Origin of the sequence: Herbaspirillum sp. alder98 (assembly GCF_020179755.1) — a bacterium.
Lineage (GTDB): Bacteria > Pseudomonadota > Gammaproteobacteria > Burkholderiales > Burkholderiaceae_D > Herbaspirillum.
This window is the reverse complement of the sequence record NZ_JAIUCY010000002.1, coordinates 304,686-330,174: the sequence shown is the minus strand read 5'-3', so window position 1 is coordinate 330,174 and position 25,489 is coordinate 304,686. Positions and strand designations below refer to the sequence as shown.

At 67.4% G+C, this 25,489-nt stretch carries 3 protein-coding genes; all 3 read right to left on the bottom strand.

Annotated elements, in window-relative coordinates; translation table 11 throughout:
- Window positions 1-51: 51 nt before the first annotated feature.
- From LBW87_RS06245 to LBW87_RS06235, 3 genes are read right to left on the bottom strand one after another with little or no spacing between them, the layout of a single operon-like run.
- Entirely contained in the window at window positions 52-10,143 is a 10,092-nt protein-coding gene (locus LBW87_RS06245) for a non-ribosomal peptide synthetase (protein WP_225200583.1), read from the bottom strand.
- Between the two features lie 37 nt (window positions 10,144-10,180).
- Window positions 10,181-13,312 carry a non-ribosomal peptide synthetase gene (locus LBW87_RS06240; protein ID WP_225200582.1) on the bottom strand — a complete coding sequence of 1,044 codons (3,132 nt, stop codon included), beginning with the start codon at window positions 13,310-13,312 and terminating at the stop codon, window positions 10,181-10,183.
- Window positions 13,309-25,488 (bottom strand): non-ribosomal peptide synthetase, encoded by a 12,180-nt coding sequence (locus LBW87_RS06235; RefSeq protein ID WP_225200581.1) that lies wholly within the window; start codon window positions 25,486-25,488, stop codon window positions 13,309-13,311. Before LBW87_RS06235 ends, LBW87_RS06240 begins: the two co-directional genes overlap by 4 nt.
- Window position 25,489 lies beyond the last annotated feature (1 nt).

Sequence of the window (25,489 nt, the reverse complement as noted above, 5' to 3'; positions counted from 1 at the left end):
GATTGATAAGTTTCCCGTCGCACCGGCCAACGCCGGTGCCCAGCGACTTCTTTACCCCCCTTCACTGCCCAGCAAATCCTGCACGGCAGCATGCCATTGCGGCGCAGCCAGGATCGACAGGTGGTCGGCGCCGGCAATCTCGGTAAATGTAGCCAGCGTCGTCGCATGGCGCGTCCAGTCGGTCGCCACCTGGCCCGCTTCGCGCTGTCCGGCCTGCCAGACATGCAATGGCGTCGACACCGTTACCTGTGCTTCCAGACCCAGCCGCAGGCAACGGATGCGTTCCGACAATGCCGCCTCGGCGCCTGGCTGGCCGGGCGGATCGATGGGCAGATGCTGGCCCATGCGCGCCACGATCTCCAGCAGGAAATAAGCGCGTTGGCGGGGCGTCATCTGCGCCAGCAAGGCATGCCACAGTTGGGCCGAGGACGAGCGCTGCAACCATTGCGCCAGCGTTTGCTCGTGCGGCGCCAGCATGGCCGCCGGCGGGATCGGCATCTGTTCCAGCTGGCCCCGCAGCAGCGAGAAGTCGGAACTGTCGGCCAGCCCGATCCAGTCGATCACTACCGCACTATCCGCCTGCAACTGCCGTGCCGTTTCGATCGCCAGCAAGCCCCCTACCGACCACCCGATGAAGCGGCATCGCCGCCCCCGGAGGTCGCGGCCGATGGCGGCGGCATATCGGGCCGCCATGGCCGGCACATCCATGCTGGCCCAGCGCCATTGCTCATGCGCCGGACACAGCAGTTGCAATACGCTGTGCTGTGCCCCCAAGGCAGTGGCCAGGGCGCTGTATTCGTGCTGGTTCGACATGCGCGCCGGGAAGCAGACCAGCACCGGCGCATCCCCGGTCAGCGGGCGGCTGGCCGCATGGTGCACCAGCACCGATGACTCCGGCGCGACCGGCAGTGACGCCTGCGTGACCTGGCCAGCACCCTGCAGCAGCCCTTGCAACCTGGTCTGCGTAGGCAGTGTGCCCAGCACTTCGGCCAAACGCCGCGACAACTGCTGCACCAGCCGCAGCGGCAGGCGCGCACCGTCATATTCGAACTGGAAGCGCAAGACGGCCCCGGGCAACACCACCAGCGTCAGTGGATGCTCGGTGGCGCCGCGGCTGCGGATGGTCTCGAACGCCAGCGAGCGGCCAACGCCCTTCTTGAGCGATTCGTCGATCGGGAAGTTCTCGAAGATGACCAGGGTGTCGAACAGGGGCTGCGCCGGGCTTGCTGACCAGCGCTGGATATCGTCCAGCGCCACGTGTTCGCGCTGGCGCAGGGCCAGGTTATGCGACTGCAACTGGGCCAGCCACGCGGCCACCTCCTGCTGGCCGTCCAGATGCTGGATCAGCGGCAGCGCATTGATGCACATGCCCATGACCCGCTCCACGCCCGGAAAGTCGACGCTGCGCCCCGAGACGGTGACGCCGAACACTACATCGCGGGTGCCGGTGATCTCGTGCAGCACCAGGCTCCAGGCAGCCTGAACCAGCGTATTCAAGGTCACCTTGCGGGCCGCGCCAAAGCCTTGCAAGGCGCGACTCGCCGCCGGGTCCAGTTGCAGGTACTCGGTGTCATAGGCCGAAGGCGCGCCACTGCCGGCGGATGGCGCAATCTCGCCCGCCATGGCATGCACCGCCGCGCTGCGGCATAGCAGGCCGGCCGGGCCATCCGGGCCGCATTGGGCAAACTGGGCGCGCCAGAATGCTTCATCTGCGGCGCTGGACTGTTGCCCCAGCCACGCCATGTAATGGCGGAAATCAAGCGCCTGGCCGGCCACTGGTTGATCTTCGACCAGCGAGAACACCTCGCCCAGCAACTGCGACATGCTCCAGCCATCGAGCAGGATGTGATGCCAGGTCCAGAGCAATTGATAGCTGTCGTCGCGCTGGACCATCACGAAGCGCATCAGCGGCGCACGCCGGGCATCGAAACCACGCTGGTGTTCATAACGGCACAGCGCCTGCCATTCGGCTTCGGCATTGGCGTCGGACTTGCCGCGCCAGTCCAGTACCGTCATCGGCAGGCTGGCCTCGCGCAGCACCACCTGCAGCGAACGCTCTTGCCCCTGCCAGACAAAGCCGGTGCGCAGGATCGGGTGTCGCTGCAGCACGGTGCGCCAGGCCTGGGCGAAGCGGGTGACGTCGATGGTCTTGCTGCTGGTGTCGAGCTGCACCACGTTGGCAGCGCTCCAGGGCGCATCCGACAGGTGGCGCAACATAAGCTGCTGCATCGGCGTGGTCGGATAGACATCCTCGATCAGTGCCGCCCCGCCGCTCATCTGCTCGACCAGGCCATCCAGTTGGGGCTGGGTCAGTTGCGCCAGCGGGAAATCCGATGGCGTCACGCCGCTGTTGCCGGCGCAGCAATGGGCAATCATTTCCTGCAGGGCCAGTTCCAGCTGCCGCACCAGGGTTTCGATGGTGCTAGCCTGGTAGCGCCGGCGACTATAGGTGACTTCCATGCGCAACTCGCCGCCGACCACCTGGCCGTTGATCGACAGGTCGCAGGCCATTGGCGCGGCGGCGTCGCGCGACGCGCCGGGGGATTCCTGCGCCGGCTGCCATTGACTGCCCTCGCGGAAGTTGCTGTCGAACTGCCCCAGGTAGTTGAAGGCCAGCGACGGCGCGGCGATGCGCGCCAGCACTTCGCGCTGTTCGGCTGACCCCCACTGTCGCAGCAATCCATGCCCGATGCCCTTGCGGGGAATCGCGCGCAGGCTTTCCTTGACCGCGCCGATCTGTTCCCGCCAATCGCCCACCGTGGGCAACGCCACCGGCAGCATGCCGGTGAACCAGCCCACCGTGCGCGACACGTCCAGCCCCTCATGATCGTCGGCCAGTTGTTCGCGGCCATGGCCTTCGAGCGTGATCAACATTTGCGCTTGTCCGGTCCACTGGCCCAGGGCCCGGCCCAGCGCAGCCAGCAGCAGGTCGTTGATCTGCGTGCGGTAGGCCGCTGGCGCCTGCTTGAGCAGGGCCTGGGTGGTGGTGGCATCCAGCCGGCAGGCCTGGCGCGCCTGGTCGGCCGCCAGTAGCGGTGCGTCGGGGTAGTCGCATGGCAGTGTGGCCGGGACTTGCGCCAGCGTGCGCCAGTACGGCAATTCGTCGGCGGCGGTGGCAGCAAAGGCCTGCAAGGCCTGGCCCCATTCGCGGTAGGACGCGGTCTTGGCCGGCAAGGCCACCTGCTGCCCGGCCACGCATTGGGCATAGGCCGTCTGCAGGTCTTCCAGCAGCACCCGCCACGAAACCCCGTCGACCACCAGATGGTGCACCACCAGCAGCAAGCGCCAGCTGCCATCGGTCAGCGCCATGGTGGCGGCGCGCAGCAAGGGGCCGTGTTCCAGGTCCAGGCTGCGTTGCGCCCGGGCGCAGAAGGCGTCGAGTTGCTGCGGCGAGTCGATGGCTTCATGCCACAGCAATGACTGCGCAGCCGTTGCCGGTCGCGGACCATACGACTGTACCCACTGGCCGTCATCCTGCTGCACATACTGCATGCGCAGCGCATCGTGCTGGTCGACGATGGCGGCCAGCGCCTGCTGCATCGCCGGCACCACGATGGCGCCCTGGCTGTGCAGCATGATGGCCTGGTTCCAGTGCTGGCGCTGGGGGATGTCGGTGGCCAGGAACTGCGCCTGGATCGGCAGCAGCGGCACCGCGCCATCGATGGCGTCGTCGATCTGCCGCGCCTGGCGCGCCACCAGCGCCTCGGCCGCTTCTGCCACCTGCGCCAGCGCGGCGATGGTCTGCTGCTCGAAGATCTGCTTGGGGGTCAGTTTCCAGCCGTCCTGGCGCAGGCGGGCGATGATCTGCAGGCTCAGGATCGAGTCGCCGCCCAGTTCGAAGAAATTGTCATGGCGGCCGATGGCCTGCCCCCCCAGCACCGCCTGCCATGCCTGTGCAATCAGCGTCTCCAGCGCGCCTTCGGGCGGCTCGCCGGGGGCGACGCCGTCCTGCTCGAACTGCGCTTCGTCGGGCAAGGCACGGCGGTCGATCTTGCCGTTGGCATTGAGTGGCAGCGCCGGCAACAGGCGGATCTTGCCCGGCACCATATAACCCGGCAGGCTGGCCGCCAGCGCCCGCTGCACCGCGACCAGGTCGGGCGCACTATCGTGTTGCGCCGAGATGTAGGCCAGCAGGCGATCCACGCCCGCGATCCTGCGCACCACGGCGACCGCCTGGCGGATGCCCGGTTGCGCCAGCAGCGCCGCTTCGACCTCGCCCAGCTCGATGCGGAAGCCCTTGATCTTGACCTGGTGATCGATGCGGCCCAGGTAGGCGATCTGACCATCGTCGCGCCAGCGCGCCAGGTCGCCGGTGCGGTACATGCGCGCGCCGGGCGCGCCGAACGGATCGGCCACGAAACCGGCGGCGGTCAGGCCGGGGCGATCCAGATAACCGCGCGCCAGGCCGCTGCCGCCGATATACAGTTCGCCTGCCACGCCATGTGGCAGCAATTGCAGGCGGTCGTCCAGGATCAGCGCGGTACGCTGACCGACCGGGCGCCCGATGGGCGCATAGGGCACATCGCAGGGATGCCCGGCGTCGACCTTCCAGACCAGGGGCGTGACCACCGTTTCGGTCGGGCCATAACCATTGATCAGCCGTTGCGGGCGCAATACCCGGCGCACCTGCTCGAAGGTGTCCTGCGGCATGGCTTCGCCGCCGAACGAATACAGGAACACCGGCGGCGCATTGCCGGTGCGCTCGACCCAGTCGGCCAGTTGCTTGAGGTACACAGGCGGGAAGCCGGCATGGGTGATGCGATGGCGGTGCAAGGCGGCGGCGGTCTGCTCGGGCGTCCACAGCTCGGGGTCGCGCAGGACCAGCGCCCCGCCCACGCTCAATACCGTCATCCAGCGCTCATGGGCGCCATCGAAGGCAAACGACAGGAAATGCAGTTCGCGCGACTGCGGCCCCATCTCGTACAACTCGGCCGTGGCCTGGATATGCATGGAGAGCGGACCATGCGCGACCTCCACGCCCTTGGCCCGGCCAGTCGAGCCGGAGGTATAGATCACATAGGCCAGGTGCTCGGGGATGATGTCGACCAGCGGCGCCGCGGCCAGGCCCTGCTCCAGATCGAGCGCATTCAGCGCCAGCAGGGTCAGCCCGGGCATGCTCGCCAGCGCCGGCCAGGCAGCGAGTTGCTCGTGCTGGCTGATCATCAGCTTCACGCCGGCGTCCTCCAGCATGACGGCCAGGCGTTCGGGCGGCGTCTCGAGATCGATCGGCACATAAGCCGCGCCGGCCTTGAGAATGCCCAGCAGGACCACGATCATTTCCGGTGCGCGTGGCAATGCGACAGCGATGCGGGTTTCGCCCGGGGCGCTGCCGACGCCCTGCGCGCGCAATTGCCGGGCGAGCCGGTTGGCACGTGCTTCGACCTCGCCATAGCTCAGGCTGCGCTCGCCCATGACCACCGCCTGCGCCGCCGGATCGTGTTGCGCCTGGCGGGCGAACAGCACATGGACCGGGTCGCGGACGAATTCGATGTCGTCAACCCGACCCAGCGCCAGCAAGTCCCGCTGTTGCACCGCATCGAGCATCGACAATTCGCCTACCGGGCGCGTGCCGGACTCGATAATCTGCGCCAGGCAATGCAGCAGGTGCTGCGTAATCTGCAGCACGGCGGCGTCGCTGAAGCGGCTGCGGTCATAGCGCCAGCCGAGTTGCAGCCCGCCGCTCACGCCGTCGCCCGGCGCCACGCCGAGCGTCATCGGATAATTGGTCTGCTCGCGGGTGTGGGTGCGCCTGAAACTGATGTCGGCGGCGCTGCCATGGCGCAAGGCCGAATCGATCGGGTAGTTCTCGAACACCAGGATGCTGTCGAACAGGCCCTGCCCCAGGTGCGCATGCCAGCGCTGGATGTCGTACAGCGGCGTATGCTGCACCGCGCGCGCGGCCAGGTTGTGTTCCTGCAGCGCCTGCAGCCAGGCGGCCACCGGCTGCGCGTGGCTGGCCGGCACGATCACCGGCAAGGTATTGATGAACAGGCCCAGCAACTGCTGGGCCCCTTCCATCTCGTCAGGACGACCGGCGACGGTAGCGCCAAAGCACACCGCCGGCTGTCCGGTATAGCGTTGCAGCAGCAAGCCCCAGGCGGCCTGGACCAGCGTATTGAGCGTGACCCGGTGCTCGCGGGCGAACAGGTTCAGGGCTTCGGATTGACTCACCGGGAGGTTGAGCTTGTGCTCGCCGAATCCGCCTTCATGCCCATGCGGCGTAGTGAACGCCTGGTGCAGATAGGTCGGCGCGGTCAGCGGCGCCAGGCATTGCTGCCAGTAAAGGCGCGACTGCTCGCCGTCCTGCTGCTGCAACCAGCCGATGTAGTCGCGGTAATTTCCGGTGGGCGCCGCAGTCTCGGCGCCGTGATAGTGGCGCACTACCTCGCCCAGCAATTGCGACGTGCTCCAGCCGTCCAGCAGCAGGTGGTGGATGGTCCAGATGAAATGATGCCGGCGCTCGCCCGAACGCACCAGCACCAGCCGTTGCAACGATGGCTGGCGCAGGTCGAAGCCCCGCGCCAGCTCGGCTTCGGCGATACCGTCCAGCGCTGCGACGCTATCGTCCACTGCACGCACGTCAAGTTGCTGCAGCGGCAACGCCACAGCGGGCGCTACCCACTGCAAAGGTGGCGTGCTGTCGGCCAGGAAACCGGTGCGCAACACGCCATGCCGCTGCTGCATCGCCTGCCACGCCGCGCGGAACCGCTGCGGGTCGAGTTCGCCATCGATCTCGATGCGCAACTGGTTCACATAGGCCGCACTGCCGGCTTCATAGACACTATGGAACAGCATGCCGGTCTGCATCGGCGAGAGCGGATAGATCGCCTCGACCTGCTCCAGCCCGACCGGCAACAGCGCCAGTTGTTGTGGCGTCAACGGCTGCGCCAGCAGCGACAGGTCCGGCCCTTCGGCCTGCTGAACGCTCGCCACTGCCGGGGCCGGCACTTCGATCACGCTGGCGACGGTCGCCAGTTGGGCCACCGTCTGCTTGTCGAATACCTGCCTGGGCGTGATCTTCCAGCCGGCACGCCGCATGCGGGCAATGATCTGCAAGCTGAGGATAGAGTCGCCGCCCAGCGCAAAGAAATTGTCATCCCGTCCGACCCGGGCAATACCCAGCACCTCTTGCCAGATCGCAGCCAGTTGCTGCTCGATCTCGCCCTGCGGCTCGGCATAGGTTTGTTCGTTAGTCCGTTCCACCGCCGGCAAGGCCTTGCGGTCGATCTTGCCATTGGTGCTCAAGGGCAGGTTCGGCAACTGCATGATCACCGATGGCACCATGTAATCCGGCAGGCGCTGGCCCAGCGCCTCGCGCACGGCCGCTTCGTCGAAGCCTGCGCCAGACACATACGCCACCAGCGTCTGGCCGTCGGCCGCCACTACTACCGCCTCGCGCACCCCGGGCTGGGCCAGCAAGGCCGCTTCGATCTCGCCCAGTTCGATGCGCAGGCCGCGAATCTTGACCTGATGGTCCAGCCGGCCCAGGTACATGATCTGGCCGTCGTCGCGCCAGCGCACCAGATCGCCGGTGCGGTACAGACGCTGCCCGTCATCGGCAAACGGATTCGCCACGAAACGCTGCGCGGTCAGTTCGGGCTTGCCCAGGTAACCGCGCGCCAGGTTGATGCCGCCCAGGTACAGCTCGCCGGCCACGCCCGGCGGCACCAGTTGCATCGAGTCGTCCAGCACGAAGGCCTGGGTGGCGCTGATGGGACGACCGATCGGCACGCTGCTGCCGGTGTCATTGACCAAACAAGTCCAGTGCGTGACATCGATGGCCGCTTCGGTCGGGCCGTACAGATTAATCAATTGCGCGTGCGGCAACTGGCGCTGCGCCTGTTGCTGCAATTCCATCGGCAACGCTTCGCCGCTGCAGATCACCCGCCGCAGGCTGTCGCAGCGCACGCCGTCGCCATCATTGACGAAGGCTTGCAGCATCGATGGCACGAAATGCAGCGTGGTGATGCCTTCGCGGTCGATCAATTCGGCCAGACGCGCCGGATCGCGGTGTTCGCCCGGGGCCGCCATCACCAGCTCGGCGCCGGTCATCAGCGGCCAGAAGAATTCCCACACCGAGACGTCGAAGCCGAACGGCGTCTTTTGCAGCACACGATCGTTCCTACCCAACTGGTAGGCCTGCTGCATCCACGCCAGTCGGTTGTACAGGCTGACGTGGCGATTGGCCGCACCCTTCGGTTGCCCGGTAGAACCCGAGGTATAGATGACATAAGCCAATTGCTCGGGGTGTAGCGTCAGGCCGGGGTTGTGGCGTGGCTGCGAGCCCAGCGCCAGCGTGCCGACATCGACCAGCGTGCAGCTGGCCGGCAAGGCTTGCAGATGCGGCAACACCGGCGCATGGGTGAGCAATAAACTGGTGCGGCTGTCTTCGATGAAATACTGCAGCCGCTGCGGCGGATGGTCGGGGTCCATCGGCACATAGGCCGCACCGGCCTTCATGATCGCCAGCAACGCCACCACCATCTCTTGCGAGCGCTCCATGCAGACGCCGACGCGCTGGTCGGGACCCGCACCCTGCGCGATCAGCCAGTGCGCCAGCGCATTGGCCGCTTCGTTGAGCTGGCCGTAGCTGAGCACCTGCCCGGTATGCGGCACCCGCAGCGCCGGCAAATGGCTTGCCTGCGCCTCGATCAGCGCCAATACATTGCCGGTGCCATGGGTGTCAGTGTTGACGCTCCATTGCAGCAAGGCATCGCGTTCGTCCGCCGCCAATGGGTGCAGGTCGGCGATGGCTTGCTGCGGATCGGCCACCATCTGCTGCAGCAGCGCCTGGTAGTGACGGGCGATGCGCGCGATGGTGGCGGGCTCGAAGACGTCGGTGCTGTATTCCAGACGGGCCACGACGCGGCCGTTGATGATCTTGATATCCAGCGCCAGGTCGAACTTGGCGGTGCGGGTGGCGATCTCGAGCGTGGCGGCGCTGACGCCGTCGAGCTCCAGCGTGGCCGCGCCGTCGATCACCTGCAAGCCGAACATGGTCTGGAACAGCGGATGGCGCGCCAGGCCGCGCTCGGCCGGATAACGTTCGAGCAGCAACTCGAACGGCAACTCACCGTGCGACAGCGCGTCGAGGGTATCGGCGCGCACCTGCCGGCACAACTCGCGCACGCTCATGCGTGGCTTGAGCCGGGCCCGCATGACCTGGGTCGTCACGAAGAAACCGACCAGCTCCTGCAACTCGGGCCGATGGCGCCCGGCGTGGGGGATGCCCACGGTGAAATCGTCCTGGCCGCAATAGTGACGCAACAACGCCTGCCAGCCGGCCAGCAACACCACGAACGGCGTGCAGCGCTCGTCGCGACAGAACTGCCGTACCTCGTTTGCCAGCGCCGCGTCCAGCACGAATGCATGCGCCGCGCCGGCAAAGCCGCCGGTGTTGCTGCGGGGCCGGTCCAGTGGCAGGTTCAGCGGCGGCACCTCGGCCCCCAGCTTGTCTTGCCAGTGATCCAGTTCCTGCTGCAACCACGCGCCTTGCAGGCGCGCGCGCTGCCAGCGGGCGTAGTCGGCGTACTGGACCGGCAGCGCCGGCAGCACCGGTGCCTGGCCCGCCAGCGCCTGCCGGTAGGCCTGCCTGAGGTCGTTGGCTACGATCGGGTTGGACCAGGCATCGGAGACGATGTGATGCATGCCGATGAGCAGCAAGTGGTCGTTGTCGGCCAGTTGCAGCAGCCGCACGAACAGCAGCGGCGCTTGTTGCAGGTCGAACACGTGCGCTGCGGCCGCGTCGATCTGCGCAGCGATCAGCTGTTCATGCCCGGCGGCAGGCTGGTGGCGGCAATCGATGACCTCCAGCGTCAGGGGCGCGGCGGGCGCCACTTCCTGCACGGCGCTGGCGTCCTGCTCGATGAAACGGGTACGCAGGCTGGCGTGGCGTGCAACCAGCGCGGCAAAGGCGGCTTGCAACGCGGCATGCACCAGCGGCCCCTTCAGGCGGAAGGCGCGGGTCAGGTTGTAGGCGGTCTGGGCCGGCTCCATCTGCTGCAGGGTCCAGAGCTGCTGCTGGGAAAACGACAAGGGCGCGGGGCCATCCAGGGCGTAGCCGGACAACTCGCCTCCCCCGCCGCCCTGCTCTTGTTCGTCACGTTGCAACAGGGCCAGCAGTTGATGATTTTTTTCGTTCATGGTTGCTTTTGTTCGGGGAAAGGACGAGTGGCCAGGCCTATGCTTTTTCCAGCAAGGCTTCGCGTTCGGCGGCAGGCATCTCGAGCAGGGATCGACGCAGCGCGGCCAGTTCATCGAGTTGGGCCGGCTCGGCGGCCTGCGCCCGCAAGGCCGCCGCCAGTGCGGCCGGCGTGGCGTGGTCGAAGACCAGCGCCGGGGCGATGTCGACACTGAACAGCTTGCGCAGCCGGGCCACCAGCTTGATGGCCAGCAGCGAATGGCCGCCGGCGGCGATGAAGTCGGTATCACGCCGCAGCGGCTGGGTGCTGGCCGGCAGCAATTGCGTCATGGCGTCGAGCACCACGAACTCCAGGTCGTCGACCGGGGCCTGGCCTGCGCCGGTCTCTTGCCACTCGAGCAGCGACAGCAACAGCGCGCGGCGATCGACCTTGCCGTTGGCCAGGCGTGGCAAGGCCGGCAGGGTCACGAAACGCTGCGGCACCATCGGCTCCGGCAAGCTGGCCAGCAAGGCGGCGCGCAGGTCCGGCGTGGCGCCATCGGCAGTCACCACCCAGGCCGTCAGGCTGGCGGCCTCGCCAGAGGCCAATACGGCTGCCTGCCGTATGCCTGGCTGTTGCAGCAAGGCGGCCTCGATCTCGGCCGGCTCGATGCGGAAACCGCGAATCTTGACCTGGTCGTCGGCGCGCCCCAGGATGCGCAATCCGCCCTGCGGCAGATAGCACGCCAGGTCGCCGCTGCGATACCAGTCGCGCCCCGCAACGGCAGGATCGGTGACGAAGGCCGAGGCTGCGTTGCCGTTCTGGTTGAGGTAGCCCCGGCAGCGCTGTGCGCCGCCGATATACAGTTGCCCGATGCTGCCCACCGGCGTCGCTTGCAAGGCCGCATCGAGGATCGCCACCCGGCAGTTGGCCATGATCCCGGTCAATGGCACGCCGGCATCGGGTTCGTCGCCGGCGATGGCGTGCCACATCACGCCCACGGTCGTCTCGGTCGGACCGTAGTGGTTGAATACCCGGCCATCCGGACGGCGCTGGCGGATTCTGCGGATCAGGGCAGGCGCAGCCGCCTCCCCGCCCAGCACGATGGTCTGCGGCAGCGTCAGTTCATCGACATCGAGCAGCGCCTCCAGGTGCGACGGCACGATCTTGAGCGCATCGACCCGGTGCCGTTCGATGAAGGCCGCAAAATGCACGCCGTCCTGCATGTCGGTCTCATCGGCGATGGCCAGTTCGGCGCCATGCAACAGTGCACTGAACAGGGCCGTATTGCCCAGGTCGGCGGCGACCGTGCTAGTCAGCCCCCAGCGGCGGCATTGCGCCAGTTGCAGGCCGAGATCGGCAGCCACCACGTAATTGAGCAGTTGCCGGTGTTCAATGACCACCCCCTTGGGCACGCCGGTCGAGCCCGAGGTGTAGAGCACGTAGGCGACGTCGTCCAGGGCGATTGCAGCGGCCGGCGCGTGGCTTGGGTATTGGCCGAGGGTCGAGCGCAATGCGTCGAGCCCGACATGGCGCACCGGCCCTGTGGTGTCGCTACCGGCTTCATCGTGCAGCACCAGCCGCGGCCGGGCGTCAGCCAGCAGGTTGTCACGCCGGGCGCGCGGCCAGTTGGCGTCGATCGGCACGTAGGCCGCCCCCGCGCGCCAGGTCGCCAGCAACGCCACCACCAGGTCCGGCGAGCGGCGCAGCGCCAGCCCGACCAGCGATTGCGGCCCCACTCCCTGCTCCATCATCCAGTGCGCCAGCTGGTTCACACGGGCCATCAGCGTGCCGTAATCGAGCCGCTCGCTGGCGCTGGACAAGGCAATCGCCTGCGGATCAGCCTCGGCGTGGCGGGCAATCCGCGACAGCAGATCGAGCTGGCCGATATCGACCTGGCCGGCCTGCACCGGCAGGCGTTGCGGCCACAGGGCCTGGTCATCCCAATGCAGCGACGACATTGGCGCCGAAGCCTGCTGCAAGACCTGCTCCAGCCACGCCTGGTACTGGCGCAACAGGCCGGCCATGGCCGCCTCGTCATAGCGACGGGCATCGTAATGCAGCTGGATCGCCAGGTCGGCCAGGTCGACCTGCAGCCCCAGCTCGAAGCGCTGGTCCGCGCTCACCTGCGGCCACGCCTGCCATTGCAGTGCCGGATCGTTCCAGGCGCGGGCCAGCGTATTGACCGCGAAGACGGTAGCGGCCTCGGCCACGGCAGCGGCGGCGACATCGTCGTTCATGTATTCCTGGGCGCTGATGTGGCGCTCTTCGAGCAGGGCCAACTGGCGCACCGCCTGCTCGAAACTTTCCTGCGGCGCCAGCGCCAGCGGAAACAGCTTGCCGTACAGGCCGACCGCCTGCGCCATCGGCGCGTAATCATCCCGGCAATCGTGCTGCCAGGCGCTGCGCACCTGCCCCTGCTGACCCAGCTTGCCCAGCAATGTCAGCCAGGCCGCGTGCAATACCGTGGCCGGCGCCAGTTGCGCCTGGCCGCACCAGGCCTGCAAGCGCTCGGCCAGCGCCGCGCCCAGCACGCTTGCCTGCACGCCGCGCTGGCGGCCCTCCTCCACGGCTTCACGGCGATAGCTCAAGCGCACGCCGGATGCCTGCCGCACATGCTCGGCCTGGTTGGCCCAATAGGCTTGTCCGGCGATGGCTTCTTCGTCTTCATCCAGCGACTGGCGCCACTGCACGTAGTCGGCATAATCGAAAGCGGCTTCCGGTTCGAGTCCCAGGTAATGGCTCCGGACATCCGCGGCCAGTTGCAGCAGGCTGCGGGCGTCGGCCACCAGCTTGGGTGCAGCCAGCCACATCTGCCATTCGTGTTCAGCGCTGCGCCCCAGGCAGGCTTGCACCTGGGCCGGGGATTGCGACTGCCACTGCTGCCAGGCGGCTTCCTGCGCCGAGGGCTCGGCCTGCCAGTCATGCAGGGGCAATTGCAACGCCAGCGATGACGGCTCGGCCTGCACTTGCTGGCGCAGGCCGCGATAGCCGCTGACGGGCCCGAAGGCATGACGCAGGATGGCATGCCGCTGCACCACGGCGCGCCACGCCTGCTGCAGGCGCGGCAGGTCCGGCGCGCCACGCAATATCAGGCGCAGCACCGGGGCCGACGCCTCGGCCGATAGCTGGCGTTGCTCGGAACTGAGCGCGAAGCTGGTGTCGCCTGTCAGGTGCTTGCTCTGGATCATGATGCCGCTCCGGTGGAAGTGTCAGTCATTGCGGTCGCCGGCACCGATACCTCGGCCCGTTCGACCATCGCCCCCATGGCCACCACGATCTTGCGCGGGCCCTCGTAGGGGTCGCGCGCATGGGCCGCCAGCATGTTGTCCAGCATCACCACGTCGCCTTGCTGCCAGTCGAAGCGCACCGCGCATTGTTCGTAGAGCTGGCCGATCAGTTCCATCGTGGCGTCGGGAATGACGCTGCCATCGCCGAACAGCACATTGCGCGGCAGCCGCTCGGGGCCGACCATCGACAGCAGGTCACGCCGGACTTCCGGCTCCAGGCAATAGGGATGGTGCAACTGCACCTGGTTGAAGAACACCTCGGCGCCGGTGAGCGGATGGACGATCACGGCCGGGCAGCGGGTGCTGGTCTGCAGGGTATCGTCGTCGAGCCAGCGATAGCCGGTGCCGGCCGCTTCCAGGCGCGCCTCGACCACGGCGCGGTCATCGGTCTGGAAGAACGATTGCCAGCTGACGTCGAGGCGCGGCGTGAAGGTGCGGACATAAAGCAGTTGCTTCTGCTCGAACTCCCGGCGCAGCGCGATGGGCAGGCGCTGCAGCATCTCGCGGCAATCGACGATCGGGGTGGCGCCGCCCACCGGCGACGGCAGCTCGCAGAAGAACCACTGCTTGCGCGGCCAGCGTTCGATGTGCGCGCTTTCGTTGTGGTACAGGATCATCTGCTTTTCGGGATAAGGCGTGGAGCGGTAGGTCTTGTTGCCGCCCTCCTTCTTGGGCAGGTCGCCGTAGCTGCCATAGAGTTCGGGCTCGATGGCCTCGGCGAAGCGTTCGAAGTCCTGCGGCGTCTTGAGCCCGAAACGGCGGAACAGCACGCCGCCATGACGCCCCAGCAGTTCGGCGATGAGCGGCTGGTTGTCGCGCGCCCAGGCGGCGGTGTCGATGTCGGCGCTGGTGGCTTCGATCAACAGCGGAAACGCCGAGCCTGGTCGCAACGGCGACATGCGCACCGGCGGCGCCGGCGTCTTGGGTGCGCCGGCGGACAAGCCCTTGAGCTTGCTGAGTTTGTCGAACTTGCCCGGCTGAACGGCGGGCGCGGCAGGCACAGTAGCGGTAGGTTGCATGGCAAGGGGTTCTTTCAGGGAAGCGATGTCAAATCGCGATAACGGCCAGTCCGGATGCGCCACGATCTGCGCCAGCAGACTGGCCCAGGCGTGGGCGATGCGCTGCATGGTGGCCGGCCGGAACAACGCCGAGGCATAGACCCATTCGACCTGCAGCGCGCCCTGCTCAGGCGTGACGAACAGGGCGATGTCGAACTTGGCGTGGGCATGCCTGGCCGGCAGTCGCTGTACCTGCAGTTGCGGCAGGTCGAACTGATGGGTGGGCATGTTCTGCAGCACGAAGAGCAACTGCACCAGCGGATTCCAGCGGCGGTCGCGCTTGCTGCCTGCGACGTCGGCGATGCGCTCGAACGGCAGCGCCTGATGGGCAAAGGCGTCCAGCACCGATTCGCGGGTGGCCTTGAGCAGATCGGCAAAGCCCGCCGCCGGCGTTACCCGCGAGCGCAGCGGCAGCACGTTGACGAAGAAGCCGACCATCTGTTCCAGCGCCCGGTGTTCGCGTCCGGCCACGTCGGTGCCGATCAGCAGGTCGTCCTGGCCGCTGAGGCGGTGCACCAGCAACTGGAAGCTGCTCAGCAGCAGCATGAACAGGGTGCTGTCACTACGTTGCGCCAGCGCATTGAGCTGCGTAGAGAGTTCGGCAGGTATCTGCATCGACAGGCGTGCGCCGGCGCTCGACCAGGCTCCCTCGCGTGGCACATCGGCCGGCAGCGCCGGCTGGCCTGATGCACCGGCCAGGGTCTGGCGCCAGAACTGTTCGTCGGTCTCGCGTGCGGCTTGTCGGCCGTGCTGCTGCCAGGCGGCATAGTCGATGTATTGCAGGCCGGGCGGCGGCAGCGTCGAGGCGGCGCCAGCGGCGATATCGCGGTAGAGGGTCGAGAAATCGCTGACCAGCAGCCCGATCGACCAGCCATCGGCGACGATGTGATGCAAGGCCAGCAGCAGCACATGACGCGGCTGGCCACTCACGCCAGGCGCCAGTTGCAGCAGCACCGCGCGCAGCAGCGGCGGCGCGCCCAGATCGAATGGCAGGCTGGCCTGGCGCTGGCTTTCGCGCTCCAGCTCGGCCTGCTGGGTCGCCGCGTCGTGATGCCGCAGGTCGATGACCTGCAGCTCGCCTGCGCCCGCCGCCGCGATGCTGGCAAACGGTTCACCCTCGTCATCTTCGTGGTAGCCGGTGCGCAGGATCTCGTGGCGCGCGATCAAGGCCTGCAAGGTGTGGCGCAGCGCCGCTTCCGACAACTGGCCATCCAGTTGCAGGGCGGTAGTCATGTTGTACGCCGCTGAACCACCCTGCAGCCGGTTGACCAGCCACAGCCGCTGCTGCATCGGCGACAGCGGCATGCGTGGCTGGCGCCTGGCGGCCTGCAGTTCCAGCACTGGCGCACCGTGCGACGACGCAGCGGCCAGTTCGGCGGCCAGCGTCCGCAATACGGGGGTGGCAAACAGCATGCGCAGGCTCAACGCGGATTGGCCATGCAGCGCGCGCCAGCGCGCCAGCACGCTGGTGGCCAGGAGCGAGTGACCGCCCAACGCAAAGAAATTATCATCCCGTCCGACCCGGGCAATGCCCAGCACTTCCTGCCAGATCGCGGCCAGTTGCTGCTCGATCTCGCCCTGCGGCTCGGCATAGGTTTGTTCGTTAGTCCGTTCCACCGCCGGCAAGGCCTTGCGGTCGATCTTGCCGTTGGTGCTCAAGGGCAGGTTCGGCAACTGCATGATCACCGATGGCACCATGTAATCCGGCAGGCGCTGGCCCAGCGCCTCGCGCACGGTCGCTTCATCGATGCCTGCGCCAGACACATACGCGACCAGCGTCTGGCCGTCGGCCGCCACTACTACCGCCTCGCGCACCCCAGGCTGGGCCAGCAAGGCCGCTTCGATCTCGCCCAGTTCGATGCGCAGGCCGCGAATCTTGACCTGATGGTCCAGCCGGCCCAGGTACATGATCTGGCCGTCGTCGCGCCAACGCACCAGATCGCCGGTGCGGTACAGACGCTGTCCATCATCGGCAAACGGATTCGCCACGAAACGCTGCGCGGTCAGTTCGGGCTTGCCCAGGTAACCGCGCGCCAGGTTGATGCCGCCCAGATACAGCTCGCCGGCCACGCCCGGCGGCACCAGTTGCATCGATTCGTCCAGCACGAAGGCCTGGGTGGCGCTGATGGGGCGTCCGATCGGCACACTGCCGCTCGTATCATTGACCAAACAAGTCCAGTGCGTGACATCGATGGCGGCTTCGGTCGGGCCGTACAGGTTAATCAATTGCGCATGTGGCAACTGGCGCTGCGCCTGCTGCTGCAATTCCATCGGCAACGCTTCGCCGCTGCAGATCACCCGCCGCAGGCTGGCGCAGCGCACGCCGTCGCCATCATTGACGAAGGCTTGCAGCATCGATGGCACGAAATGCAGCGTGGTGATGCCTTCGCGGTCGATCAATTCGGCCAGACGCGCCGGATCGCGATGTTCACCCGGGGCCGCCATCACCAGCTCGGCGCCGGTCATCAACGGCCAGAAGAATTCCCACACCGAGACGTCGAAGCCGAACGGGGTCTTTTGCAGCACACGATCGTTCGTACCCAGCTGGTAAGCCTGCTGCATCCACGCCAGTCGGTTGTACAGGCTGACGTGACGATTGGCCGCGCCCTTCGGTTGCCCGGTAGAACCCGAGGTATAAATGACATAAGCCAATTGCTCGGGGTGCAGCGTCAGGCCCGGGTTATGGCGTGCTTGTGCATCCAGCGCCAGCGTGCCGACATCGACCAGCGTGCAGCTTGCCGGCAAGGCTTGCAGATGCGGCAACACCGGCGCATGGGTGAGCAATAAACTGGTGCGGCTGTCTTCGATGAAATACTGCAGCCGCTGCGGCGGATGGTCGGGGTCCATCGGCACATAGGCCGCGCCGGCCTTCATGATCGCCAGCAATGCCACCACCATCTCTTGCGAGCGCTCCATGCAGACGCCGACGCGCTGGTCGGGACCCGCACCCTGCGCGATCAGCCAGTGCGCCAGCGCATTGGCCGCTTCGTTGAGCTGGCCGTAGCTGAGCGCCTGCCCGGTATGCGGCACCCGCAGCGCCGGCAAATGGCTTGCCTGCGCCTCGATCAGCGCCAGCACATTGCCGGTGCCATGGGTCTCGGCGTTGATGCTCAGGGCGGTCATGCGCGCCTGCTGCTCCGGCGGCAGCAACATGAGCTTGCCCAGGCTGGTGTCCGGGTTGCCGACCAATTGCTGGAGCACCATCTGCATGTGCTGCAGGATGGCCTCGGCGCTGGCCGGCTCGATCACCAATGTATCGACCCGCCACTCCAGGCGCAGTGTTTCCGTGAGCGTGGCCACGACCGTCATCGGGTAGTGCGTCTCTTCCCGATTGTTGACCACCTCCATGCGCAGGCCCCGGTCCTGCTCGGCCTGCACCGCCAGATCGAGCGGATAGTTTTCGAATACCAGGATGCTATCGAACAGCGCCTGGCCGCCCTGCCCGCCCCAGGACTGGATCTCGTAGAGCGGCGTGGCGTCGAATTCGCGCACGGCCAGGTTGGTCGCCTGCAATGCATCCAGCAACTGCTGCACCGTCATGGCCGGGTGCAGTTGCGCCACGATGGGCACGGTGTTGATGAACAGGCCCAGCAATTCGTCGGCCCCCTCCAGCTCGCTCGAGCGGCCGGCCACGGTGGCGCCGAACACCACCGTCGATTGTCGGCTATAGCGTTGCAGCACCAGGCTCCATGCGGCTTGCACCAGCGTATTGACGGTGCAATGGCGATCGCGCGCAAAGGCCTGCAACTGCGCCGTCGCCAGCAAATCCAGCGTGGCCGCGCAGCACTGCTGGCCAGTCGCTGGCCGGCGTACCGGCGGCAGGCTGTTGACCAGGCTCACCGGCTCGGCCAGCGGCTGCAGCTGGGCCCGCCAGAATGCCTCGGCGGCGCCCCGGTCCTGCTGCTGCAGCCAGCCGATATAGTCGCGATAGCGCAAGCCGGGGGTGGCCAGCGCCGCGCCGCGATAGACCCGCAACACTTCGCCGATCAGCTGCTGCGTGCTCCAGCCGTCGAGCAGCAGGTGGTGGCGGGTCCAGATCAGGTGATGCTGCTGCTCGCTCACGCGCACCAGCGTCAGGCGCATCAATGGCGGATACATCAACTCCACGCCGCGTGCATGTTCGGTCGCGGCCAGCGCCTCCAGCGCCGAATCGAGATCGCTGCGACCGCGCCAGTCGAGCTGGTGCAGCGACAGCGCGCACTCCTTGGCCACCCATTGCAGCGGGCGCTCGGCATGTTCGATAAAACCGCTGCGCAGGATATCGTGGCGCGCGGCCACCTGCTGCCAGGCGGCCTGGAAGCGCGCCGCATCCAGCCGATGCAGGTTGACCCGCAACTGGTTCAGATAGGCGCTTGCCTGGGGCGCCATCAAGGCATGGAAGAACATGCCCGACTGCATCGGCGACAGCGGGTAGAGGTCCATGACCCGGGCCGCCGGCAAGCTATCGAGCACTGCGTCAAGCTGGCCTTGCGTCAGGCCTGCCAACGGGAAGTCCGATGGCGTGGCACCGCCGGAAACATCGGCGCAATGCGCCAGGAGCGAGCGCAGGTTGCGCGCGAAGTCCTGCAGCAGCGCGGCAATGCTGGCGCTTTGGTGCAGGGTGCGGCAATACACGCATTGCACCTGCAGCCGGCCATCGACCACCATCGCATTCAGTTCCAGCAGGCTGCGGCGCGGGCTGGCAGGGTCGCGCTCCAGATCGGCCAGGGCGTTGTCGCGTGGCAGCAGCCGCCATTGCGCATCGGCCGACAGCGCCTCGAAGCGCCCCAGGTAATTGAAGGTCACCTGCGGCTGCGCGACCGGCTGGCCCGGCTGCAAGCTGCGCCACAGGCCGTAGCCCAGGCCGTTGCGCGGCACCTGGCGCAATTGTTCCTTGATGCTCTTGATCAGGTCGCCCGGGGCGCCGCTGGTCACCACCAGTTGCACCGGATACAGCGCGGTGAACCAGCCCACCGTGCGGCTCAGGTCAAGCGGCTCCTGGGCATCGCCGGGCAGCTCTTCGCGACCGTGGCCTTCGACTTCGATCAGGATACGTTCGCGCGATGCCCATTCGCACAGCGTCTGCGCGGTCGCACTCAGCAGCAGGTCGTTGATGCGGGTGCGATAGGCGCCATGCGCATCGCCCAGCAGGAAGCCGGTCGTGACGCTATCGAATTCGATCTGCTCGCGCGCGGCGTTGCCCACCGTGTTGTCGTCGCGCCGCCCCACCGTAGTGGCTGGCGTGCAGGGCAAGTCGGGCTCGTCGATGGCGGCAATGCGCTGCCAGTAACTGCGTTCGGCCGCCGGCAACTGTGGCGTTGCCTTTGCCACCGCCAACGCCCACTGGCTGAAGCCGGCGCCCGGCATCGGCGGCGCGCCACCGGCCAGCAAGCTCTGCAGGTCTTCCAGCAGGATGCGCCACGAGACGCCGTCGATCACCAGGTGATGCGCCACCAGCACCAGCGTGGCGGTGCTCGACGAGCGCTGCGCTGCGGTCAGCCACAGCACCCGCCACAGCGGCCCGTTCGTCAGGTCCAGGCTGCGCTGCGCGCGGTCGATGGCGGCCTGGCGATCTGCAGCGGTGTGTACCTCGATGGCCTCGAAACAGTCCTCGGCGTGGGCCTTGACGGTTTGATGCCAGACCCCGTCCGCGCCTGGCGAAAAGCGCAGGCGCAGTGCTTCATGCTGCGCCGACAACGCCATCACGGCGGCACGCAACGCGGCCACCGGCGTATTCGCCGGGCCTTCCAGCAAGACGCTCTGGTTCCAGTGCGCGGGCGCGACAGCATGGTGCGAGAAGAACCATTGCTGCACCGGCGTCAGCGGCAAGGCCTGCTGCGCCGGGGCCACTACGGCCACTGGCGCTGCGCCCTGGCCGTCGATGGCCACGGCCACCGTCGCCAGCGACGCCAGGTCTTGCGATTGCATCAGCTGGCGCGGCGTGATGCGCCAGCCAGCCTTTTTCAGGCGGGCGACGATCTTGAGGGTCAGAATGGAATCGCCTCCCAGCGCGAAGAAGTTGTCGTGGCGACTGACCTGCGCCACACCCAGCACTTCCTGCCAGACCTGGGCAATTGCCGTCTCGGCCGCCCCCTGCGGCACCGCTTGCGACGCCAGTGGCGTCACCTCGGCCTCGGACTGCGAGGCCGGCAATGGCAAGGCCCGGCGATCGATCTTGCCGTTGGCGTTGAGCGGCAAGCTGGCCAGCATCACGAAATACGCCGGCACCATGTAGTCGGGCAGCAACGCGGCCAGTTGCGCGCGCAGGCTGCCGGCATCGGCCTGGCCCACTACATAGGCGCATAGCTGCAGGCGTCCATCCTCGGCCTGGCTGGCCAGCACTTCGGCTGCCGCCACGCCGGGTTGCGCACACAGCACGCTGGCGACTTCCTGCGGCTCGACCCGATAGCCGCGAATCTTGACCTGGTCATCCTGACGTCCCAAAAATACCAGCCGGCCTTGCGTATCGATCCGGACCCTGTCGCCGCTGCGATACAGCCGCTCGCCGGACCCCGAGGGGTCGGCGATGAAGCGCTCGGCGGTGGCCGCCGGGCGGCCCTGGTAACCGCGCGCCAGCGCCACGCCCCCCATGTAGAGTTCGCCGGCCGCACCCGGCGGCACCGGGTTCAGATCGGCGTCCAGCACCAGCATGCGCAGGTTGGGCAGCGGCAGCCCCAACGCTACCGCCTGGTCTGCCGCCAGCGGCTGCGTGAGCACGCCGACGGTGGTTTCCGTGGGGCCGTAGTGATTGAGCACACGGCAAGCCGGGCGCAATGCGTGGATCTGCTGCAGCAAGCTGGCGCTGGTGCTTTCGCCGCCCACGATCAGGGTATGTCGTGGCAGCACCTGCGCTGCCTCCGGTCCTTGCAGCAATGCCTGCAGGTGGCTGGGCACGATCTTGAGCACATCGATGGCATGGGCCTGCATGGTGGCGGCAAACAGCGCCGGATCGAAAGCGGCCTGGGCCGACAGCAGATGCAGGCTGCGCCCCGAACACAAGGCACCGAAGAAACTGGTGTGGCCCAGGTCGGCCGCCACGGTCGACACCATGCCCATGCTGCGCACGGTCGGCGGCAGGTCCAGCCGGCTCAGCACGCCTTGCATGTAATTGGCCAGACCGCCATGGGTCACCACCACGCCCTTGGGACGACCGGTCGAGCCCGAGGTATAGATCAGGTAGGCCGCCTGCTGCGGATGCGGCGCGCTGAAATCCGCGCCGTCGGCAGGCAGCGGCTGCCGCGCCAGTGCCAGCGGCAACCACGCCGCCGGCGCGCCCGGCAGACTGCGCAGGCGTTCGCCCTCGGGCGTGGCCAGCAGCAAATCGATGCCGCTGTCGCCCATCTGGTAGGCCAGTCTCTCATCCGGCAACTGCGGGTCGAGCGGCACATAGCAGCCGCCGGCGCGCAGCGTGGCCAGCACCCCGATCACGAATTCGACCTGCCGACTGCTGGCGATACCGACCCGCGATTCGACACCAACGCCCTGTTGGCGCAGTTGCCCAGCCAGGTGCTCGACCTGCGCCTGCAACTCGGCCGCACTCAAGGCATGGTGTTCGTCGACCACGGCCAGCGCCTGCGGATTGGCGGCCACCTGCTGGCGCCAGGCCGATATCACGTCGCCGTGCGCCCACGCCAGCGCCTCGGCCTGCACCGGCGCCAGCGCTGCCGGCCACTGCCATTGCGCCAGCGGCTGCTGCGGCCGGGCCGCGGCTTGCTGCGCCAGCGTTACCAAGGCCGTCGCCAGGGCCTGGACCTCATCCTCATGAAAGCGTGTGGCGGCATAGACCAGCAGGCAGTCGATGCCGTCGGCGGTGGCCGTGAAATCCAGGCTCAGATCGAAGTGGGCGTGGCCGCCGGACAGCTCTTCCAATCGCATGGCGATCCCGCCGCCCTGCCATTGCGGCAGCGGCGCGCGCTCGGTGCATTTGACCTGGCACAGCGGGTGCACGTGCGGCATGCGTTCCGGTTGTAAGGCCTTGACCACCATGTCGAACGACACATCCTGGTGCTGCTGCGCCGCCAGCACCGTGTCGCGCACCTGCAGCAACAGGGCGTCGAAGCCGGCGCGGCTGTCCAGGCGGGTACGAAGCACCTGCAGGTTGATCAGGTAGCCGATCATCGCTTGCGTCTGCGGCTGGCCCCGATCGGCCATGGGCGAGCCGATCCGCAGGTCGGCGCTGCCGGTGCTGCGATAGAGCAGCACGTTGAGCAAGGCCAGCATGCCCATGTAGAGCGACACCCCGTGCGCGGCGCACAGGTCCTTGAAAGCCTGGGCGATAGGCGCCGGCAAGCTGAAACCATGCCGGGCTTCCGGCATGGCATCGTCGGCGGCGGCCTGGCGACGGCCATGCGGCAGTGGCAACGGCGCATGTTCGTCGCCCAGGCGGGCGCGCCAGAAGTCGAGCTGGCGTTGTTGTTGGTCCTGGCTCAGGCGCGCGCGTTGCCATACCGCATAGTCGGCAAACTGCAGGGCCGGCGCGGCCAGGGTCGGCTCGGCGCCCTGGCTGCGCGCGGTGTAGAGCACCGTCAATTCATCCATCAGGATCGGCAGGGACCAGCCGTCGCCGGCGATGTGGTGCAGCGACAATCCCAGCAGATGGCGCTGCGCCGAGCAGCGCACCAGCATGGCCCGCAACGGGATCTCGCGCGCCAGCGCAAACGGCGCCCGGGAGAAGCGCTGCAGCAACTGCCTCGCCTGCGCTTCGTCGCCGGCCACGTCGATCAATTCGCCCAGCACGCCGGTCGCCATCCCCAGCGCCAGCTGGCGCGGTTCGCCATCGGGCTGCTGCAGATAGATTGTGCGCAGGATCGCATGGCGCGCCACCAGGTCATCGATCGCCTGTGCCAGCGCGGCGACATCGAGCGCGCCGTCCAGATGCAGCACGCCCGGCATGTTGTAGGCTGGGCTGTCCGGATCGAGCTGCCAGGTGGTCCAGAGGGAATGTTGCGCCGGCGACAGCGGCAACGGGGTCTGGCGCTGCACGGGGCTGAGTGCGGGTATGTCGTGCCGGTCCGTCGCAGGCAAGGCGCTTCCTGCCAGCGCATCACGTACCGTTTGCGCCACTTGCCACAACTGCGGCTGCTCGAACAACTGGCGCACCGGAAAGTCGATGCGCCAATGCGCGCCGATGGCCGCCGCCAACTGCACCGCCTTCAGCGAATTGCCGCCGTGGCGAAAGAAATGCGCGTCGCCATTGGCGGGCGCAATCTGCATGACACCTTGCCAGATGGCTCGCAATTCGGTCTCCACTGCATCGACGGCTGGCGTGGCCGCGGCTGTCGCGGGCGCGGCGGCGCTGGTGGTCAAGGCGCCGAAAGCATGGATGGCATAGGCGTCCAGCGTGGCCGCCAGCCAGCCGCTGCGGCAGGCGCTGCGCTGCAGCTTGCCGCTGGAGGTCTTGGGCAGCGCGCCCGGGTTCAGCAGGATGATCACACTGGCCGCTTCGGCGCAGCTTTGGGCGATGCTTTCCTGCAGGCTCTCGATCAGCACCTGCGGCGACACCATCTTCTGCACGCTGCGCGAGATCTCCAGTGCCACGCCGATGCCTTCGATCCCCTGCGGATGGTGCTCGCGCGGCACCGAAAAGGCCGCCACCCGTCCCTTGCGGACCAGCTCGACTTCACTTTCGATGGCGCGTTCGATGTCTTGCGGATAGAGATTCTGCCCGCGCACGATGATCATGTCCTTGCTGCGGCCGGTGACGAACAGCTGGCCGCCGTCGATGAAACCGAGGTCGCCGGTGCGCAGCCAGCGCTGGCCGTCACGCTCGACAAAGGTAGCCGCGCTCTCTTGTTCGCGACGCCAGTAGCCGGCCGCAATGCTGGGGCCGGCAGCCCAGATCTCGCCCACCCTCCCCGCTGGCAGCGCAGCGCCGGTTGCCGGGTCGGCAATCCGCAGCGCGTGCTGGCCGGGAGATACACCGCAGGCCACCAGCTTCACCGGATCGCTGTACTGGTCGCTGGCACACGCCGCTTCGCCGCGTCGCAAGCCGTCGCCGTCGAAGGCTGCCACATGCATGCCGGCGCCCCGTTGGCCGCCCGTCACCAGTAGTGTCGATTCGGCCAGGCCGTAGCAGGGATAGACGGCGTCGCGCGAAAAACCGACTTCGCCGAAGCGGTCGATGAAGTCATTGAGGGTATCGTAGCGCACCGGTTCGGCGCCGGAAAATGCCACCCGCCAGTGCGACAGGTCGAGCCCGGCGCTACGCTCGCCGCGAATGCGGTCGACGCACAGGCGGTAGGCGAAGTCCGGTCCGCCGCTGATGGTGCCGCGATGACGCGACAAGGCTTCCAGCCAGCGCACCGGGCGTTCGAGGAAGAACGCCGGCGACATCAACACCACCGGAATGCCCCGATAGAGCGGCTGCAACAGGCCGCCGATCAGGCCCATGTCGTGATACAGCGGCAGCCAGCTGACGAAGGTGTCGTCGCTGCGCACGCCCAGGCGCTCGGCGATGGCGGCCTCGTTGGCCATCAGGTTGGCATGCGTAACCATCACGCCCTTGGGCGCCGAGGTCGAGCCCGAGGTGTATTGCAGGAACGCCACGTCGGCTGTCGCAATGTGATGTGGCACCGGCGTGGCTACCGGATAGGCGGCATCGACCGCCACCAGCGCCGCATTGCCGGCCAGCGGCGTATTGTCGGCCTGCAGCGCGGCCAGCGTGGCTTGCGTGACCAGCCAGCAAGCGGCGCCGGCGTCCTCGGCGATGCCGGTCAGGCGCTGCAGGTGCTGGCCACGAACCGACTCGGGCCGATGCAGCGGCACCGCGATCAGGCCCACCGACAGGCAGGCGAAGAAGCCGACCACGTAGTGGATGTCATTGTCCAGCAGCAGCAACACCCGCTCGCCCGGCGCATGGCGCTGCTGCAGGTGCGCCGCCAGCGCGGCCACGCGGGCGGCCAGTTCTGCATAGCTGAAATGCTGCTCGCCGCTGGCGTCGACCGTGACGAGCGCCTTGTCGTGCGGGCGCGACTGCGCCAGCTGATGAAGGCGCAGCACGATGTTGTCTGCATCATTGTCGAATGCGGCGAAAGTCGTCATT